The 16002-nt window shown below is 39.4% G+C and carries 17 protein-coding genes; 13 read left to right on the forward strand and 4 right to left on the reverse strand.

Features of this window, described 5'->3' with window-relative positions; translation table 11 throughout:
• Position 1: 1 nt before the first annotated feature.
• From FZF09_RS23000 to FZF09_RS07170, 4 genes are all read left to right on the forward strand, one after another.
• Positions 2 to 757, forward strand: coding sequence for an XdhC family protein (locus FZF09_RS23000; RefSeq protein ID WP_158735892.1), 756 nt, complete (start codon positions 2 to 4; stop codon positions 755 to 757).
• Positions 732 to 1040 (forward strand): XdhC family protein, encoded by a 309-nt coding sequence (locus tag FZF09_RS23005; protein WP_255450413.1) that lies wholly within the window; start codon positions 732 to 734, stop codon positions 1038 to 1040. The genes FZF09_RS23000 and FZF09_RS23005 overlap by 26 nt, the downstream gene beginning before the upstream one ends.
• Positions 1041 to 1461: 421 nt before the next feature.
• Complete coding sequence (locus FZF09_RS07165; protein WP_158735894.1) at positions 1462 to 2358, forward strand: hypothetical protein; 897 nt, start codon at positions 1462 to 1464, stop codon at positions 2356 to 2358.
• 69 nt (positions 2359 to 2427) lie between these two features.
• Positions 2428 to 2580, forward strand: coding sequence for a hypothetical protein (locus FZF09_RS07170; protein ID WP_158735895.1), 153 nt, complete (start codon positions 2428 to 2430; stop codon positions 2578 to 2580).
• Here FZF09_RS07170 and FZF09_RS07175 read toward each other — a convergent pair.
• Positions 2552 to 3334 (reverse strand): dioxygenase family protein, encoded by a 783-nt coding sequence (locus tag FZF09_RS07175; protein WP_158735896.1) that lies wholly within the window; start codon positions 3332 to 3334, stop codon positions 2552 to 2554. The two genes, FZF09_RS07170 and FZF09_RS07175, sit on opposite strands and share 29 nt — an antisense overlap.
• 174 nt (positions 3335 to 3508) lie before the next feature.
• Here FZF09_RS07175 and FZF09_RS07180 point away from each other — a divergent pair, with 174 nt between their 5' ends.
• Positions 3509 to 4048 (forward strand): helix-turn-helix domain-containing protein, encoded by a 540-nt coding sequence (locus tag FZF09_RS07180; RefSeq protein WP_158735897.1) that lies wholly within the window; start codon positions 3509 to 3511, stop codon positions 4046 to 4048.
• Between the two features lie 84 nt (positions 4049 to 4132).
• Here FZF09_RS07180 and fdhA read toward each other — a convergent pair whose 3' ends face one another.
• Entirely contained in the window at positions 4133 to 5350 is a 1218-nt protein-coding gene (gene fdhA, locus FZF09_RS07185) for a formaldehyde dehydrogenase, glutathione-independent (RefSeq protein ID WP_158735898.1), read from the reverse strand.
• A 236-nt stretch (positions 5351 to 5586) separates the two neighbouring features.
• On the opposite strand from fdhA, the gene FZF09_RS07190 reads away from it, so the two are divergent.
• Positions 5587 to 5964: a winged helix-turn-helix transcriptional regulator gene (locus FZF09_RS07190; protein ID WP_158735899.1), complete on the forward strand. Its 378-nt coding sequence runs from the start codon at positions 5587 to 5589 to the stop codon at positions 5962 to 5964.
• A 738-nt stretch (positions 5965 to 6702) separates the two neighbouring features.
• Here FZF09_RS07190 and FZF09_RS07195 read toward each other — a convergent pair.
• Together FZF09_RS07195 and FZF09_RS07200 are read right to left on the reverse strand one after the other, a co-directional pair.
• Complete coding sequence (locus tag FZF09_RS07195; RefSeq protein ID WP_158735900.1) at positions 6703 to 7140, reverse strand: hypothetical protein; 438 nt, start codon at positions 7138 to 7140, stop codon at positions 6703 to 6705.
• A 334-nt stretch (positions 7141 to 7474) separates the two neighbouring features.
• On the reverse strand, positions 7475 to 8197 hold the full coding sequence (locus FZF09_RS07200; protein ID WP_158735901.1) for a helix-turn-helix domain-containing protein: 723 nt from the start codon (positions 8195 to 8197) through the stop codon (positions 7475 to 7477).
• Positions 8198 to 8377: 180 nt separating this feature from the next.
• On the opposite strand from FZF09_RS07200, the gene FZF09_RS07205 reads away from it, so the two are divergent.
• The 7 genes from FZF09_RS07205 to FZF09_RS07235 all read left to right on the forward strand — a co-directional run bounded on the left by FZF09_RS07205 (position 8378) and on the right by FZF09_RS07235 (position 16001).
• The gene (locus FZF09_RS07205; protein ID WP_158735902.1) at positions 8378 to 9532 is read left to right on the forward strand and encodes an FxLYD domain-containing protein; all 1155 of its coding nucleotides are present in this window, start codon (positions 8378 to 8380) and stop codon (positions 9530 to 9532) included.
• Between the two features lie 9 nt (positions 9533 to 9541).
• The gene (locus tag FZF09_RS07210) at positions 9542 to 10654 is read left to right on the forward strand and encodes a S1C family serine protease (RefSeq protein WP_158735903.1); all 1113 of its coding nucleotides are present in this window, start codon (positions 9542 to 9544) and stop codon (positions 10652 to 10654) included.
• Positions 10655 to 11170: 516 nt separating this feature from the next.
• Complete coding sequence (locus FZF09_RS07215; RefSeq protein WP_158735904.1) at positions 11171 to 11308, forward strand: hypothetical protein; 138 nt, start codon at positions 11171 to 11173, stop codon at positions 11306 to 11308.
• 340 nt (positions 11309 to 11648) lie between these two features.
• Positions 11649 to 13499, forward strand: coding sequence for a sigma-54-dependent Fis family transcriptional regulator (locus tag FZF09_RS07220; RefSeq protein WP_158735905.1), 1851 nt, complete (start codon positions 11649 to 11651; stop codon positions 13497 to 13499).
• A 172-nt stretch (positions 13500 to 13671) separates the two neighbouring features.
• Entirely contained in the window at positions 13672 to 14244 is a 573-nt protein-coding gene (locus tag FZF09_RS07225; protein ID WP_233269427.1) for a DJ-1/PfpI family protein, read from the forward strand.
• A gap of 31 nt (positions 14245 to 14275) precedes the next feature.
• On the forward strand, positions 14276 to 15310 hold the full coding sequence (locus FZF09_RS07230; RefSeq protein ID WP_158735906.1) for an amidohydrolase family protein: 1035 nt from the start codon (positions 14276 to 14278) through the stop codon (positions 15308 to 15310).
• Positions 15303 to 16001, forward strand: coding sequence for an iron-sulfur cluster assembly protein (locus FZF09_RS07235; protein ID WP_158735907.1), 699 nt, complete (start codon positions 15303 to 15305; stop codon positions 15999 to 16001). The genes FZF09_RS07230 and FZF09_RS07235 overlap by 8 nt, the downstream gene beginning before the upstream one ends.
• The last annotated feature ends 1 nt before the right edge of the window (position 16002 follow it).

Here is a 16002-nt window from a genome sequence, read left to right on the forward strand (position 1 = left end):
GTTGAATAATTTTTTAAATTTTTTAAACGTTATTAATCAACAACCTTATAAAGAATTCTCGTTAGTTACTGTAATTAAGGTTCAAGGTTCAGCTTATCGTCACGAAGGAGCAAAAATGCTATTTCGCAGGGACGGTAAGCGATTTGGCACCATTAGTGCTGGATGCCTAGAGGAAGATTTGTCTTATTATGCTTTAGAAGTAATTAAAAATAAAAAATCTAAAGTTTTAACTTATGATTTGAGAGCGGAACATGACGCGTTATGGGGACAAGGAGCAGGATGTAATGGGGCAATAACTGTTTTTATTGAATATGTTTACAGTCATACAGATAACGTTTGGTTGAAAATGGAAAATGCGTTAGACCAGGGACAGCGTTTACTATGCTCGCGGTCAATCGATAGTTCTTTCAATCGAATAGAAGTAATCAATAAAGACACAGGTGTATGTTTTGGAAATACGACACAACAAAGTTTATCTTTTCGTGCTGCTCAGGAAAAAAAATTAAATATATACCATCAGGAAATATATGGGGAGGTGTTAATAGAAAATTTTGAACCTAAAAATAATCTATATATTTTCGGTGCAGGTCCAGATGTGAACGCAGTAGTAGATTTGGCGGTCCAATTGGATTTTTCTGTTACTATAATAGATCCTAGAAGTGATTTATGCCATAAAAATAATTTTCCACGTGCTCATACTTTAGTTATTCAGCATCCTGAAACGTTCTTACATGACAATAGGTTCCCCCCCCGATAGTTATGTGCTTGTAATGACTCATAATTTTCAGTGGGATCAATCAATCTTAAGCTACTTTATTCATCACCGACCTTTATACCTAGGTGTATTGGGTCCAAGAAGAAGAACGAAGCGATTATTATCCAGTGACACTTTACCTCAATGGATCAGCTCTCCAGTAGGAGTAGATATTCAAGGAGAAGGAGCTGAGGAAATAAGTGTAAGTATTGCTGCAGAATTAATTCAAGTAAAAAATTCACGAATGACTGACTATTATAACTTGAAATGTATGACTCACAGATAATTTGAGAGTTAAGATAAGAAGATTCTATTCGTTTTTCATTGGGAGAATCCAAGCAAATAACGGAGCGATACCAAGAAGATAATCAGTTGTAATTAAAGATGGCCGATATCTATTGCCAAGGTTTAAATTCGTGTTAACGAGACGTATAGCTAAATTAAAGGAACATATCAGTTATCGGAGCTTAATTTAATCAGTAACACAAAGAATCTGCCGGAAAATGGCAGATTCTTTTATGTATAGTTTATTATATCAAACAAAGAATGGGAAGTCCCGGATGGTTTTTTTCTTTACAGTGCCACAACTAACCAGGCAAATCAATTTTGTGCATCTTAATAAATTATTAATACTTCACTTGAAGGAAAATTCTGTAATCCTTTCGAATAGTATAGTGTCACAGCTCAAACTAATGGAGGTAGGCAGGATGAGTGAAGAAATCACAATAGCCGATGAGTCAGTAGTAGTACGTAACCCAACCCCCACTTTTTTTGAAGGAGAAAAGGGTATGGTAATAGCTGGTTTTTTAGGATTTATTCTGGGCGGGATTTGCACGATTTACAGTATTTTTTTTGGGGCTGTTATTCCGCCTGAAGGAGATCTTACGAAAGCCATTTCGTTTAATTTTGCCATCGGACTTTTTCTATTAACAACAGCAGCTATAATTCCTTTTGCCGGATTACGTCCGGGGAGAAGCCGTTTTTTTACACGTTCTTATATCATTCTAGCTTTGTATAGTTACGGAATAGAAACAATTCAGCACTTCAGGGGCTTGGACCCGCGCTTTTCCCAGCATGGGCAAGTATGGGATTTGGTGTTTGGAGGAATCTTTGCGCTTGTGGCGATTTTGATGATTGTTTATTATGCGTTCTTTGGGTGGACGTTTTTTCGAGAAGGGGCAATGAAACGACGTTCATCCATAATACTTGGGATACGCTATGGGATGATTACGACGATGATGTCGTTTGCTGCAGGGCTGTGGATTATTGCTATTCAAAGTCGGTATACGGGAGTAGCTGGTAATATTATTTGGGTTCATGGTTTAGGCTTCCATGGGCTGCAGCTTGTACCTTTGATTGGCTGGTTGTTGGAGAAGGGAATCTCGGGAAAACGTAAAAACCGCTTAATCCATGTCACCGGCATAGCCTGGATCCTTGTCGTACTCTGTATTGGAGTGCAAACGATAATGGGACACTCCATTTTTGACGTATCTATTATGATGCTTCTAGCGTATAGTTTTGTCTTGGTTTGTGTTGTGACTTCGATCACTGCATTTTTTCAGTTTTTGCAAAACAGAGATATGCCAAACGGTTTAAATATGTAAAAAAAGTGGTACCCGCGCAGGGGACCACTTTTTTATAAGGTAAGAAATTATAAATAGTTGGCGTTTTACATGTCTAGCGTAAGCGCCTACTCGCTCGAGATTCCTTCGGTCCGTCAATGGAAAGCAAAGATCAGCTTTCCATATGCCGCTCCTCCAGGACTTGTCGCTCGTGAGCAAGGCGCTTGCGCTTTTCTTATCCAAACTGCCATACAGAATGGCTGAGGTTTCTATACCGGTAGCTTTGGTGCCGCAGGTTTGCTTTTTGGTTGTTATCTGCTGCACCCATAGCATAGAACAGCGGAATGAAATGTTCTTTTCCAAACGGAGGCACTGCTTTGCTTGCATGAGGAGCTTGGTCTTGATAATTAAACAATGCGTTCGTGTCCCAGTTCTTGACTGTCTGATTCAGCCATTCATCAAACTCCAGCACCCATTCTTCAACCTGGTCGTCATCTTTGTCCATTCGGATGATGGACAAATTATGGACGAGGCCGCCGCTGCCGATAACCATCACGTCTTTTTCTCTTAACGACACCAGTGTTTTTCCAATATTATATTGTTCCTCCGGGGGGAGGGCAGGGTTTACTGACATAGATATGACTGGAATATCCGCGTTTGGATAAAGTAATTTCAACACGACCCAGGCTCCGTGATCTAATCCACGTGTCGTATCCACGTGATACGCAATCCCGTGATTGCTGAACGTATTTTCTATTTCTTTGGCAAGCTCTGGATCACCGTTGGCAGGATAGTGCATGCGAAACAGCTCTTCTGGAAATCCACCGAAATCATGGATGGTTTCATATTCTTCGACTTCACTAACCATCTGAGCTGGGGACTCCCAGTGGGCAGAAAACAAGACAATTGCTTTTGGGCGAGGCAGTTCTTGGCCTAATTGATGTAAAAATTGTGTATAGCTGTTATCTTCTAAGGCTAATAAAGGTGCACCGTGAGCGATAAAAAAAGACGGCATCATAAATAAAAAGCCTCCTTATTATAGATTGGCAGAGTCATTTTGAGTGTGGTATTGTTTTCTCATATGAAACTTTATTATCTAAAAGATAACAAAAGGGCGAAGAAGCGTCAATCTATATGTTTGTCTTATATAGAATTAAGTTTCTTATTAGAAAACAAAAAGGGGTGAACTGCCTTGGATATCGGCTCTGCCGTTCGGTCCATCCGTAAAAAGAAAAAAATCACCATTGCTGAAATGAGTGAAGGAACAGGCCTTTCTAAAGGATTTATTAGTAATATGGAAAACAATAATACGTCTCCATCGATTAACACGTTGCAGACCGTTGCTCATTTTCTAAAGGTGCCGCTTCCGTATCTACTCTTAGAAAAAAAACAGAAAATACGAGTACTGCGTGAACATGAGCGCCAGCATACGATTCATAACAATCAAAATGTAAAAGTGGAACATTTGACACACAAAGGAGGACTGCGGATGCAGCGCATCGATATGCCGCCCGGTGCCTCCACAGGCGATGAACCTCATGCTCATGAAGGGGAAGAGTGTCATATTGTTCTGCAAGGAAAAATTCTTGCTGAACAAGGGGAGGATTCGGTCATTTTAGAAGAAGGAGACTCCTTTAGCTGGAATGCAAGTGTCCCCCACTACGTCAAAAACATTGGTGACAAATCAGCTATCCTCCTTATTGCTATTTACTCAGAAGAAATAGATATGTAGTAAGATTTCACGTTATTTTATGAAAAGTGTAAAAATATAATTTCTATAATAAAAGCATCTGCCAAAAAAGCAGATGCTGGATAACTATTTATTGAACATGTTATGGGGGTCAATAACAAATTTCTTAGCGACACCGCTGTCAAATTCGCTGTAACCTTGCGGAGCTTCATCTAAAGAAATAAGAGTAGCGTTTACAGCTTTTGCAATGTCTGCTTTTCCGTGAAGAATCGAGTTCATGAGCGAGCGGTGATATTTCATAACCGGGGTTTGACCGGTTACAAACGTATGGGCTTTTGCCCAGCCTAAACCAAAACGTATGCTGAGAGAGCCTTGTTTTGCAGCTTGATCTACTGCTCCTGGATCCTCGGTAACATAAAGGCCTGGGATACCTAGTTTCCCGCTTACTTTAGTGACATCCATGATAGAATTTAAAACTGTGGCAGGAGCTTCTTTGGCATCTTGCCCGTGGCCATGCGCTTCAAAACCTACACAATCAATGGCACAGTCAACTTCAGGTATTCCTAAAATCTGTTCAATTTGTTCACCTAAATTATCATGGTCTCTAAGATTCACGGTTTCGCAGCCAAAGCTTTTTGCTTGCTGAAGTCGTTCTGGTATTAAATCCCCAACAATAACAACGGCAGCTCCAAGCAGCTGTGCAGAGTGAGCTGCGGCCAATCCTACTGGGCCGGCACCGGCAACATATACAGTGGACCCAGGTTTTACCCCTGCGCTGTATGCACCGTGAAATCCTGTAGGGAAAATATCAGAGAGCATGGTAAGGTCAAGGATTTTATCCATTGCTTGATCTTTATCTGGAAATTTCAATAACTGAAAATCAGCATAGGGAACCATGACATACTCCGACTGACCTCCAACCCATCCTCCCATATCAACATATCCATAAGCTGATCCAGGACGGTCGGGATTTACATTGAGACACACATGGGTATTTTGTTCCTTACATGCCTGGCAGCGTCCGCAGGCAATGTTAAAAGGAACAGATACTAAGTCTCCTTTTTTGATGAATTCTACATCTCGACCTGTTTCAATTATTTCACCAGTTATTTCATGACCGAGAATAAGACCTTCGGGTGCTGTGGTTCTGCCTCGCACCATATGTTGATCACTTCCACAGATGTTTGTTGTAATGACTTTTAAAATAACGCCGTGTTCACACTTTCTGCCTACATTAAGTGGGTTAACCCCTGGGCCGTCTCGTAAAATCAGTTCTGGGAAATCGGTATCTTTCACTTCTACTGCACCAGATCCTGCATAAGCAACAGCACGGTTTCCTGACATATTTTTACCCTCCTGTATCCTTATTAGGAATGTTCATGGGGACTGTACAATTGATGTTTCAGTTGACATTGCTTAAACTAGCAATAAGCAGTTAAAAAAAGGAATTGTAACGTAAACCATAGTTTCGATGTGATTCCTTAAGTAAATTCTATAAGTTCAAGTAAGTTGTCGGAAAGTACGCACTTTTAAGTAAGGTAGTAACCTATAGGATACTATGGAAGGGAAGTGGGTTCTGAGTGGAAGATTTACGGAAAGAAGTGTTAAAGAAGGTTAGAAGCGGCAGGTTTAATTGTGAAAAAGAATTTACTCTTTCATTAATAAGCGGAAAGTGGAAAATCACTATGCTCTATCATCTCGGAAAGGATGGTACAATGCGCTTCAATGAAATACGACGAATTTTTCCAAAGATCACCCACAAAGTATTATCAACACAATTACGAGAATTAGAAGAAGATGGCCTTTTGCATCGGGAAATCTACCCAGAAGTTCCGCCAAGAGTGGAGTATACCCTAACTGAACGAGGAAAAAGCTTGATGCCGATTATTGATAGTATGTACAAGTGGGGTCAGGAGCATATGAAATATTATACAGAAGAAATTATGGTAGAGCATTGAACTACCCACCATTTAATTTCTGGAGAAACGTGAAGTGGGGGAATTCTGCGAACACCAGTGCAGCCACCAGTTATATTAGCAGGCTTTAGCCGTACTATAACCTCATATCCCCAGTTTTCAAAGAGCAACTTGTACAGGAATGTAATATCACGCAAACATATGTTTCGCTATGCAAATAGGCGGTTCACCCCCCTTATTTTTAGATTGCACCCTGCACAAAATGGAAGAGGGAGCCTTCTCCTTAAAATGGATTGGTTAGCGAATAGAATTTTCTAAATTATCAAAACTTAAGAGGACGATAAGGCGGCAGTAGCTGTTGCTGTGAAAGGATACTAGACTGTGCAGCTTGTTAGAAGCAAAAGTATGTATATGGAACGACCAACTCCTGTTGATTCTAATGCAACGTTCAACAATAACTAAACATGTTGGTGAATAAAACATGTTAAAGAACTAAACACAGTGTGAATCCATCAACCACAAATTCTATCATAGAAATCTCGATCGAACGTCAAGAGAGAATTTTAGTGTCCGAAAAGTCCTTAACCCCACAGAAGACAACAAGTTTAACTGTCAGCAAGGAGAAACCTCAGTACAAACAAAGATAACTACTGGAAAGGTCATCACAATCACTGTGGTGACCTTTTAAAAAATTCAATTGTCTACAGGAATGGGAAAAGAAAGATAAAGGGTTCCGGCATTTGAACATATATGAAAATACCTCCATATTTCATTTACGCGTTAGCAGCGCCACACATAATAACGATAGACTAAATGAAGGGCTGCTAAATATGCAAGAAAGGTTTTCATTAGATTCCACCCATTTCGATACGCGGCCCACCCGCATAACTTAGACGTAAATTCAAACACGGTTAACAGGCACGTAAACACTAATATCCAAGAAGATGGCCGTTCTCTGCTGTTTTTTATAATGTAACAGATTAATGCGCTCAGTATAGGGTATAACCCATAATTCAACGGCATCGTCGTTAAGTATTGTCTTTTCTTAAGAACGGGCTTTAATATCCAATAATTATGGTATTGGCCCCATAAGTCAATCACGTTTGCTACTGCCATCCCAAAAGGAAACATGCGCAAGAAAATGGTTTTGTCCCTTTTGAATAACCATATTCCAAACATCCAAGGGAATAGTAAGAATAATAAGATATTAACGACCATGTCAGATCACCTCACATACATTGTTGGATCCCCAGTAAACATATATACTTTGGAAAATAACTGGGAATTAAATGGGTAAAAGGTTCAGGGGGAAGTAACTGTTTCTTAAAATGAATTCAGTTTAATCCAACAATCTACGATCTTTTCAGATAATCATCAGTTCAACTTGCTGAACACTTTAGCTGAAAATCGGTGGATCAGTCACCAAACGTGGGTGGTGATCAGGCTGGGGTGTGAAAATTTGTTAAACCAGTTACCAAGAAAAGCCGGCAAGACCGCGGCGGCAAAAGCAACCAACAAGTGAAGAATTCGTTTGCATCGAGCTCTTTCGTCATTACTCCCAATCCAGCCAGGTTGTGCGTTCTTGAAAGTTGCTGTAATCCGGTTCGTTCAGCCAATCATAAGCAGGTTTTTCAAAGGGGAGCAATTGTTTTTGGAGCTCCCGTTGTTTTTTGGCATAACGAATTTTCTTATGTTCGTCCATTAATGTTTCTACGACTTTTTCCATGTAGGAAGAGCCGTATTGTATGTTTTTGTCTTTCCATTTGGATTTAATTAACCAGGCAAATTTTTCAACACTTGTATATATATTTTCTTGTTTTAAAGATTCTAAAGAAAAAGATTCTGTTTGCGAAAAAGATGCTTCAGACCTTGACGCAAAAGCGGTTTCAGGGGATGGACGGTCGGCAATGGACGGTCTGCAGCTGCGGGGTGAAAAAGGCAGAATCGCAATGAGATTACTGCTGTTGCCGCCTTTTGTCTCTCTCATTACCGGAATGCGCTGAATGATCTTTTTCTCTTCTAACGATTTCAGGGCGTAACCAACAGTACGAACACTTTTGCAGACCGCTGCAGCGATGTTTTTAACTTTTATCCAGCTTGTCCCAGGATAAGTTAATGAGCGCTTTGCAAGAAACATAAGAACGTCGTTTTCAGTAGACCCCCGCCGTAATGTTTCACTGTGATGGGAAACGTGATAGTTCATTTCTTCTACTGTAGAGAAAAACGAGTGCGTTTTTGCTTCTTTCAAATGATTGGTGGATAGAATTGTTTCCATGCTTTCTTCCCTCCAAAAAAAGAATTCATTGTATATATGGAAAGAAGAAAAGAAAAAGGGGGAAATGGTTTAAAATTAATTTCCTCCCTTAATCAAATGTTTGATTAACAGCTCAAAACACCTGTTTATAAATCTATTATCATGGTAAAATAGACTCAATACATATACAGGTGATGAGAAATGATTTGTAAAACATGTAAATCAAAAAACGTCGAAAACAGCAAATTTTGTTCGAATTGTGGAGCGGAGCTGACTGAGAGAAAAACAAGGTATTCAGTGTCTTCCGTTTCAAACAGCTGGAAAGCCTTTTGTTTTGTGCTCCCGCTCCTGTTTTTTCTTGGCGGGGGAACTTTTTTGTTCTTTGCTTATGAAAAAGAACAATCTATTAATCAGGATGTTTTGCAGTTACAAGAAAAAATGATAACAGCGATGAGAGATGGGGAAATCGAAGAAGCTTTGACGCTAAATGAACAGGCGATGGCCTATCGTCCGAAAGAGAACGCCCTGCAAGAAGATCAGAAACAATTGGAAGAAGCTGCAGACTGGTTTAATGAACAAGAAGCGGTATTAAACCAAATTGGTGATCTAGAATTTGATAAAGCGGCACAGGATGCAGCGTCGCTAAGTGAGCAGGCGGCAGCATTTAATGAACCACTCGCCGGTGTGCTTGATATGTCACTGCAGGAGACGGAAACGATATTATATCTAGCCCGGACAAGAGAAGAAATTAAAGCACTCGAATCAGTCGAGGAGCTTGGCAGCAGGTTGTCATCTCTTGAAGACTATGACGGAGAAGAAGCAGAGGCGCTAGTAAACGATATTCACTCGCGCATGGAAGGGATTTCATACGATCAAGCTTCACGGCTTCTGTCGGAAGGAAACATAAACGGGGCCCAGCAAACCTTAAACCAGGGACTGGACTATCTTCCGGAAAGTGAGCGGCTGCTATCATTACAAGATAAGGTTGAACAAGAGAAGCTCGCTGCCGAACAAGCAAAGCAAGCCCAAAAAGAGCAGCAGTTAATGCAAGCGGCCGCAGAAGATCATGAAAATGAAACCGAAGCAGCTGAAATACTGAATCTTGATGCGTCGATTGATGATTTTGGTGATTTAAATATTGAAGGGGAAGTAGAGAACAATGGAACGGCACCAATTTCTGATATACAGGTCACCTTATCGGTGTATGAAGAAGATGAGTACTTAGGGGAGACTTATATGGATGTGCTTCCTTACCAATTGCAGCCCGGAGAAACCGGAAGTTTTTTCGACTTTTACATTGGGCCGTATGAAGAAGTGGATGTAGAAATTGAAAATATTAACTGGTATGTGAATTGAGGTGAAACCATGTCGCGCTCCGCTTATTTTGCCGTATCTTTATTCATGTGCTTACTTATCGCGCTTGGAACATACGGCGGCTATGTATATATGAAAAAAAGCGTTTCAGATAGTCTTTCAGCAGAACCGGTACTCTCTGAAAGCGTATCAGCGGCTGATACCGACGAGGAAAAAGAAGAGGCAGATACGAAAAAAGTGATCCACGATTCGCAGAAAAGCGTCGTCATGATAGAAACGGACTATGGTCTTGGAAGCGGCTTTTTATATAACGAAAAAGGTGATATTGTAACGAACGCTCATGTCGTAGAAGGAGCAGAGACTGTCAGTGTACAGTTTTCAAATGCCGAAATACTCCCGGGAACGGTGATAGGAAGAAGTGATACGGTGGATGTGGCACTTGTCCGTGTGGATGCTCTCAAAGATGCAGAACCACTGCCCCTTGTAGAAGACGAATATCTTGAAGTGGGCGATGAAGTGATGGCGTTAGGAAGTCCGAGGGGGCTGGATAACACAGTGACCACTGGCATCATTAGCGGGGTGGACCGTGACTTTGAACTTCCTCCATATACTTATGAAAATGCCTATCAAATATCTGCTCCCATTGCTCCCGGCAGCAGTGGCGGTCCCCTTGTTATGCAGAAGTCCGGGCAGGTAGCAGGCATTAATTCTGCTGGCATGACAGAAGGAGATATTGGTTTTTCGATTCCGATAAATGATGTTCTTCCTATGGTGGAGAAATGGTCAGAAAACCCGGCAGAAACCAGAGAAGCAGCTTCTGCCCCAGTGGCAAATGCCGCAGTGGACGAGGAAGCGGCTGCCTACGTTGTTGGGTATTATTTTGACAGTCTGAATGTTGGCGATTATTGGACTGCGTATGATCTTCTCAGTTCAGATTGGAAACAGGGAGAAACATATGACGAATTTTCCGTTCGTAACGCTGATTTAGGCTACGTGGAAATACGGGAGGCTGACACCACAATCGTAGGAGACCAAGCCAAGGTCATGTTCGTTCTAATCGAAGATGAGGGTGAGAGTGAAGGTTGGTATCAGGCGACATATACAGTTGAAGCTGAAAACGATCAGCTTGTTATTGTCGATCGGGAATGGGAGAGTATTGAATAAGTTTTGAATGAGCTGCTCCAAAAAGAGGCAGCTCTTTTTTACACTGATAGAAAAGTATAGAATTTTAGCATGGATGAAGCATCGAGGTTGTCAAAATGTTGAGGATATCGTTATAAGTGCAGCTAGGCATAACCTGCACCTAAAGATTTGACACTAGCCAAGTTTTCCTTTGATTAAGGGACAAAAGACTAACAGGAAGGCACGTAAACAGAAGTTTTATAAGATTTTTCGTCATGAGAAAAAAATGTCGAATTAAGAAACTTACTGTTGAGAAAATTCGAATATTTTTGTATAATTAATATATGACCTTTTTCCTATGTCATCCGGTCAACTCCAAATTGCACTATAGGCGATAAGGGCAATACCATGAATAGATGGTGACGTAACCATTAGGGGCCCAGTTATCGAAGTGAACTCCTTTATTTAAAGATGTGGTTTGGATTTGCAGAAAAATCAAAAATATAGACATCAGGGATATTCCACCGGACAAGCATGAACGCAAAAGGAGAGAATCCCGTGGATGTGACAGTGGAGGAAAAAATGAGAAATAATAATAAATCGAATGAAATAAAGCGACCATCAAAAGAAACGGCTCAAGATCAAATAAAATGGCAAAAACTCGTCATTAGAGAAGAATATGTAACCTCTAAATAATGATATGGTGTGCAATAAAATATGGATTGATCTTTATAGGAGAAGGTAAAAGCAGTTCATCCTGAAATAACTGGATGGACTGTTTTTTGTGTTTGTTGGATCGTAGGAAGACTTTTTATAGTGACTTAGACCTTCCCCCCTGGGTATGGCTGTTATTAAAGTAGATGGGTAGTTTTGTATACTGTAAAGCCAAACGCCGTCATTTAACTATAGGACTTACTAAAGCGGCATCCGAGTTTTTCTAATAATCCTGGTGCTTCACAGGAGAATGAAGGAGCATATGGAATACATTAATAAATACGGAAAATTTAAAGGTTATTCGCAGATAGGAGGTATTTATTTGCGTAACATTATCGAATCTTCATGGGAGCGCTGCGAGGCTTCAGGTTTAAGCAGGACAAATGAAGAATTGGAAAAGCAGGTAAGTAATCCACAGTTTACGGAGTTAAAAGAAACGAATGCAGAGTTTTTAAACGTAGCTTCGCCGATTATTAGCGATTTGCATGAGATAGTTTACGGAACCGGCTTTTTAACATTGTTAACTACAGAAGATGGTGTGGTTTTAAAGGTACTAAGTGATCCTTCAACGCAAAATTTCACAGAAAACTACCAATTAAAGCCTGGACGGGTGTGGAGAGAAGAATGGATAGGAAAAAGTGCGATCGGTTTAGTTGTTCATCATGGAAAACCTTGTCAAGTTGTGGGAGAAGAACATTACTGGGTGCGTCTGCATGGAATGACATGTTCAGCTGCTCCAATTAAAAACGAGAAGGGAAAAATGCTTGGGATCGTCAACGTTTCGGGACCTGTAGAAAGAGTACATGTTCATACGTTAGGAATGGTTGTTTCCGCAGCTAAAGCAATTGAACGGCAATACCAATTAAATCAAAGTACCTTTGAGACAAAACAAATGAATCAAACATTAAATACATTATTAAATGTAGTCGAAGATGGAGTTATTCTGGTAGATCAATCACAAAAAGTGGTTCAAGCCAATGAATTTGCCAGATTGGTTTTAAAAAAGGAACATTCTTTAAAAGGAAAACCTATTAAATCATTATTTTCACATCCGAAATTGCACGAAGCAATCAGTACGTTAAAACCACTGCAAAACGAAATAATGACGATTAATCCAATAAATCGATCTGCTCTTGTGCAAGTAAAACCTGTAGTAACAAATGAAAACAGGGTAACAATTGTTATCACCTTTCGTGAAGTGCAACAAATACGTAAAATGGCACGACGAATTACAGGTAACGAAGCTTATAAATCCATGAGCGAACTCAAAGGAAAAAGTAAATCGATGGAGCGATTAAGGGAAAAGGTTGGTCGTATCGCGAAATCAGAAGCTACTGTCTTAATACTAGGGGAGACCGGCAGCGGAAAAGAAATTGTTGCTCACAGTATTCACAACATGAGTGATCGCAGAGATGGCCCGTTTGTCGTTGTAAATTGTGCTGCTCTTCCTAGAAATTTATTAGAGAGTGAATTATTCGGATATGAAGGAGGAACTTTTACTGGCGGTTGGAAAGAAGGAAAACCAGGAAAGTTTGAATTAGCAAATGGGGGAACTATCTTTCTTGACGAAATAGGGGAAATGACATTAGATATGCAAGTGATTTTACTTAGAGTTTTGCAAGAACAAATGGTAACAAGACTCGGAGGAAGTATAGCAAAACCAGTAGATATACGCATCATTTCAGCCACGAACAAAAATTTGAAAGCAGCTATACAAATAGGAGAATTTAGAGAAGATCTGTATTATCGTCTTAATTTACTTCGAGTAACTATTCCGCCTTTGCGTGAACGAATAGAAGACATTCCAGAATTAGTGCAGTGGTTTACTGCTAAACATCAAAAAGAAACAGAAACAAAGACTTTTCACCCAAAAGCGGTCCAATTTCTTAAAGATCAAACATGGCCTGGAAATGTAAGAGAACTAGAAAACGTTATTCAACGAAGTCTTATAATGAGTGAATCACAAGAAATACAAAAACACGAACTACAAGAAATATTGGGAGAAGATGCCGACCAAGATCACAAATATTCTATGAACTGGATGAGCGATATACAGGAACAAAAATTTTTAGACACTTATGAAAAAACACATGGGAATGTAACGGAGACAGCAAGACAATTAGGAATAAGCAGAGCCACAGCGTACCGTTGGAAGAAAAAATATGGGAAATGATTGTCTCAAATTGAGAATGTGAATCTCAAAATAATACATTTGCAAAAGTGTTTAAAACATAAATTTAAGGTTTTAGCGGGCTTTTTCAATTGGCATAATAATTGCAATCAAAATAAGTGACGTTATTTTTAAAAACAAATTATTGTAAACGCTAACAAAAAGAGGAGGAGTTATGATGTCTGCAAAAAAAGTATTGATTGTTACTGGAGACGCTGTGGAAGCTTTAGAGGTGTATTACCCATATTTTCGCTGTTTAGAAGAAGGATTTGAGGCAGATATTGCGGCACCGTCACAGAAAAAACTTAATACCGTTGTTCATGATTTTGAAGATTGGGAAACATATACCGAAAAAAGAGGATACATGATTGAAGCCAATAAGTCATTTGCTGACGTGGATCCGAAACAGTATGATGCTTTAATTATCCCCGGAGGACGGGCGCCAGAATATATTCGCATGGATGATCATTTGCCCAACATATTGGTTCATTTTTTTGAAGTAGATAAACCGATTGCCATTATGTGTCATGGAAGTCTCGTTTTAACCCCTATTGCAGAAAAGGTAAAAGGAAGAAAGCTTACCGCCTATCAAGCTTGTAAACCAGAAGTAGAAAGCATGGGAGCAGAATATGTAAATGAAATGAATTACGTAGATAAAAATCTTATTTCAGGACATGCATGGCCTGATCTTCCAGCTATTATGAGGGAATTTGTGAAACAAGTGAATGGAGCAGCTGTCAAGTCCTAATACAATTATTACTTTCAGGAGGGAGCCTAAAATGTATCGTACGGTAGATGGAGAAGAACTTTTTATAATTGATGCTCATATTGCTTTATGGGATGCAAGCAAGGAAAATCAATTAAATAATCATGGAGAAGAATTTATCAACTGTTTTTATGATTATCACCGTAATTTAACCCCGCCTGAGTACCATTGGGATAAGAAATCTTTTCTGAAATATAGTAAAGAAACTCTTATTAGTGATGTTTTTAATAAAGGTTATTGTGATATGGCTATCTTTCAGCCAGTCCCCCTGACTGACTTTTATAAGGAACCCTTTGGAGATATAAAAAAGAATGATGAATTGGTTAAACAATATCCCGGACGATTTATTGGTAACGGAAGCTTTGATCCGCGTGATAAGGAAAAGGGATTAAAGGTATTGGAAGAAGAAACAAAAAAATATCATTTAAAAGGTGTTAAACTATACACTGCTGAATGGCGTGGGGAATCAAAAGGGTATAAACTATCGGATCCATGGGCTAAACGATATTTGGAAAAATGTGAAGAATTAGGTATTAAAAATATTCATGTTCACAAAGGACCAACTGTTACTCCACTAAATCGTGATGCATTTGACGTGGCAGACATTGATGACGCTGCAAGTTCATTTCCAAACTTAAATTTTATCGTAGAACATGTAGGACTCCCTAGATTAGAAGATTTTTGCTGGATAGCAACACAAGAAAAAAATGTATACGGCGGGCTAGCGGTTGCGATGCCTTTTGTGTATGCACGGCCAAGATATTTTGCTCAAATTATTAGTGAGCTGCTTTTCTGGCTGGACGAAGATAGAATTCTATTTGGCAGCGATTATGCGATTTGGGAACCAGGCTGGTTGATAGACAAATTTATGGACTTTCAGCTTCCGGAAGATATCGTAGAAGAAACGGGTTCAGTACTAGATCTAAAAGTGAAACGCAAAATACTCGGAGAAAATGCAGCCCGCATTTACGACATTGATATTCCTAGAAAAAAAGAAGAACTAAAAAACAGCCCCATAAATGCAAGGGGGGACAGATCCATTGTTTAAGATTAAAGAAGTATATGACAGACTAGAACTAGTTACCGATCCAGAAATAGACCGTCCTTTACCAGAATTAGGATTTATTGAAGACGTAGAAATAAATGGAAAGTCTGTTATGGTGGGATTTCGTCTGCCAACTTATTGGTGTTCCCCTAATTTTGCCTTTATTATGGCAGAGGATATTAGAGATGAAGTTTCTGAGCTGCCCTGGGTGACTCAAGTCGAAATTAATTTAATAGAACACTCAGAATCCGAAAAAGTAAACCGTGGAGTAAATAGTTTTTATTCCTTCGAGGAAATGTTTTCTGACAAGACGGATGGAACAGGATTAAATGAACTGCGTCATATATTTAAGGTAAAGGCTTTCTATGGAAGACAAGAGCGTTTACTTCGATATTTGTTAAAAAATGATAGGAGTAAAGAAGATATTTTAGAATTAACGAAACAAACATTAATTCCTTTCACTAGAAACGATAGAACATTAGAAGAGTTAATGAAAAGTTATTTGAATATTCGTGAAAAGTTAAACCTAGACAACTCAAAGACAGTTAAGTTAATAACAGATGAATTTGGAAAACCATTAACAATAGAACAATTTAATGACCATCTCTTGCATGCTAGAAGGTCGCGCTTAACGATGGAATTTAACGGTCATTACTGCCAGACCTTATTACAAACAAGATATAGCTTATCGTAAT

The sequence above is a fragment of the Alteribacillus sp. YIM 98480 genome (assembly GCF_009765375.1).
In the GTDB taxonomy this organism is placed as follows: Bacteria; Bacillota; Bacilli; order Bacillales; family Marinococcaceae; genus Alteribacillus.